The sequence below is a fragment of the Kineococcus glutinatus genome, from assembly GCF_039542765.1.
GTDB lineage: Bacteria > Actinomycetota > Actinomycetes > Actinomycetales > Kineococcaceae > Kineococcus_A > Kineococcus_A glutinatus.
The window spans coordinates 1-2,223 of record NZ_BAABIL010000645.1 but is presented as its reverse complement, the minus strand read 5'-3'; the positions used below and the strand labels follow the sequence as shown (position 1 = coordinate 2,223).

Here is a 2,223-nt window from a genome sequence, read left to right as displayed (position 1 = left end):
GCCACCCCCCCGCCCGCCATCGCGAGGACGGCGCAGGCGGTCGCGGCGCCGCGGCCGAGCCTGCGCAGCACCCGCCGGTGGGCCAGCAGCACCCGCGGACCGCTCGGTGCCGGCGCGGCGGGGCGCAGCAGCACCTCCGGCAGGTCGGTGATCGGCTGCGGCAGCGGCACGCCGGCCGTCTCGGGGTCGGCGTGGCGGGCGTAGGCGTCGAGCATGCGGGCCACGACGTGCTCGAGGTCGCCGGTGGTGGCGGAGTGGGACGCCAGCCGCGTCAGGAGCGCGTCGGTCGACAGGACCTCGGGGACGGAGGGGGCGCGCAGCTCGTCCGCGCCGGGGCGGGCGCTCACGACGTCACCTGCAGGCGGGCGTCCTCGGCGGCGAGCTTCTTCAGCCGCTGCATGGCGCGGTGCTGGGCGACGCGGACCGCGCCGGCCGTCATGTCCAGGGCGCGACCGGTCTCCTCCGCGGACATGCCGGCCCCCACGCGCAGGGTGACGATCTCGCGCAGCTTGGGCGGCAGCTGCTCCAGGAGGGCGGAGACGGCACGGGCGTCGTCGGCGTCGAGGGCCAGCTGCTCGGGCCCCGAGGCCGTCGTCGGCGCGTCGGGGACCTCGTCGGTCGGCACGGGGGCGCGGAACGCCTGCCGCTGCACGTCGGCCACCTTGTTGGCCGCGATGCGGTAGACGAACGCCTCGAACGGGCGACCGGTGTCCCGGTACCGAGGCAGGGCCGTCAACACGGCGATGCAGACCTCCTGTGCCGCGTCCTCGGCGGCGTGATCGGCTCCGGGCATGCGCCCGAGCCGAGCCCGGCAGTAACGGTGGACGAGGCGGCGCACCGCTGCCAGGAGGTCGGCGACGGCACCCTGATCACCTGACAGGGCACGTGTCGCCAGTTCTTGGAGCCCCCCGGCATCCACCCCTGACATCGCGGCAGGGCGGGTCGGTGTTACACCGTCCCCGCCCTGCTCGACGTTGTCGGGGCCGGTCGCGGTGCTCCCACCCGACCGGCCGCCCCCGAGGCTCACCCTCCTACCGTACGAGACCCCAGCGGAATCCCACAGCGACCGCCTGCGCGCGGTCGGCGGCCTCGAGCTTGCGGAAGAGGCGGCGGGCGTGCGTCTTGACGGTGTCCTCGGAGAGGAACAGCTCGCGGCCGATCTCGGCGTTGCTGCGCCCGCGGCTCATCCCGACGAGCACCTGGGACTCCCGCTCGGTGAGGCTGGGGGCGTGGCCGGTCATGACGGCGCGGGTGCGCGGGGTGCCGCGGCGGCGGGAGACGTCCTGCAGCGACTGCAGCACGGCGGTGGCCAGCTCCTCGCGGGAGACGTCCTTGACGAGGTAGCCGCGCACGCCGGCGGCGACGGCGCGGGCGACGCCGTCGCCGTCCTCGGCCATGGTGGCCATCAGCACGTTCGCCTCGGGGTGGCGGGCGAGCAGGCGGCGGGCGGCCTCGACGCCCCCGATGCCGGGCATGCGGACGTCCATGATGACGAGCGACGGGCGCTCGACGGGCCAGCGGGCCAGGGCCTCCTCGCCCGAGGACGCACCGACGACCCGGGTGACCCCGGGAACAGCAGCGACCATGCGCCGCATGGCCTCGCGAGCCAGCGGGAGGTCGTCCACGACGAGAACGGTTGCCACCGTCTACCTCTTCTTCCGTGTGTGGTGAAGGAGGACCTTCCGTGGTCTTCCTGGTGCGTGTCGTTGCACCGGGTGATGCATCGGCCCGCTCGGGTGGGCGCTTTAGCACACGGCGCGCACGGCGTGGTCACCCGATCGCGCCACGAGGCGGCCGAACGCGCCACCGAGCCGTTCCGGAGCCGTCCAGGAGCCGCTCGGGAGACGTCCGGCGCTGCTCGCGACCGGCTCGTGACCGGCTCGTGACCGGCTCGCCAGCTTGGCACGGCCCCCGGCGCGCCGCGGACCGGGCCGGCGGAGGCCGGCCGGGGACGGAGCGGGCGGAGCGGCGCGTCAGCGCCGCACGGCGTCGACGGTGACCCGCACGACGTCGGCGATGGTGACGGCCTGCTGGCCCCCGCGGGGCACGCCAGTCCAGCCGGGGCCGCTGAGCAGCACCAGCGGGGCGGGGCGCACGAGCAGCAGCTCCTCCAGCTGGGCGGGGGCGGCGACGGCGTCCTGGGCGTGCAGCACGAGCACCGGCGGCGCGGTGCGCCGCACCGCGGCGGCCAGGGCCCGGCGCGGCACCCGCGCACCGAGGCAG

At 76.2% G+C, this 2,223-nt stretch carries 2 protein-coding genes and 2 pseudogenes; all 4 read right to left on the bottom strand.

The annotated features are described in order from the left end of the window. Positions 1-347: pseudogene (locus ABEB16_RS19530) on the bottom strand (hypothetical protein); the annotation flags it as partial. Continuing rightward, positions 344-928 carry an RNA polymerase sigma factor ShbA gene (shbA, locus tag ABEB16_RS19525; RefSeq protein ID WP_345713868.1) on the bottom strand — a complete coding sequence of 195 codons (585 nt, stop codon included), beginning with the start codon at positions 926-928 and terminating at the stop codon, positions 344-346. The gene shbA and the pseudogene ABEB16_RS19530, both read right to left, overlap by 4 nt. Before the next feature lie 103 nt (positions 929-1,031). Beyond that, a complete protein-coding gene (locus ABEB16_RS19520) occupies positions 1,032-1,643 on the bottom strand; it encodes a response regulator (RefSeq protein WP_345713867.1) in 612 nt (203 codons plus the stop codon). Positions 1,644-1,973: 330 nt separating this feature from the next. Then, positions 1,974-2,223 (bottom strand): annotated as a pseudogene (locus tag ABEB16_RS19515) (MerR family transcriptional regulator); the annotation flags it as partial.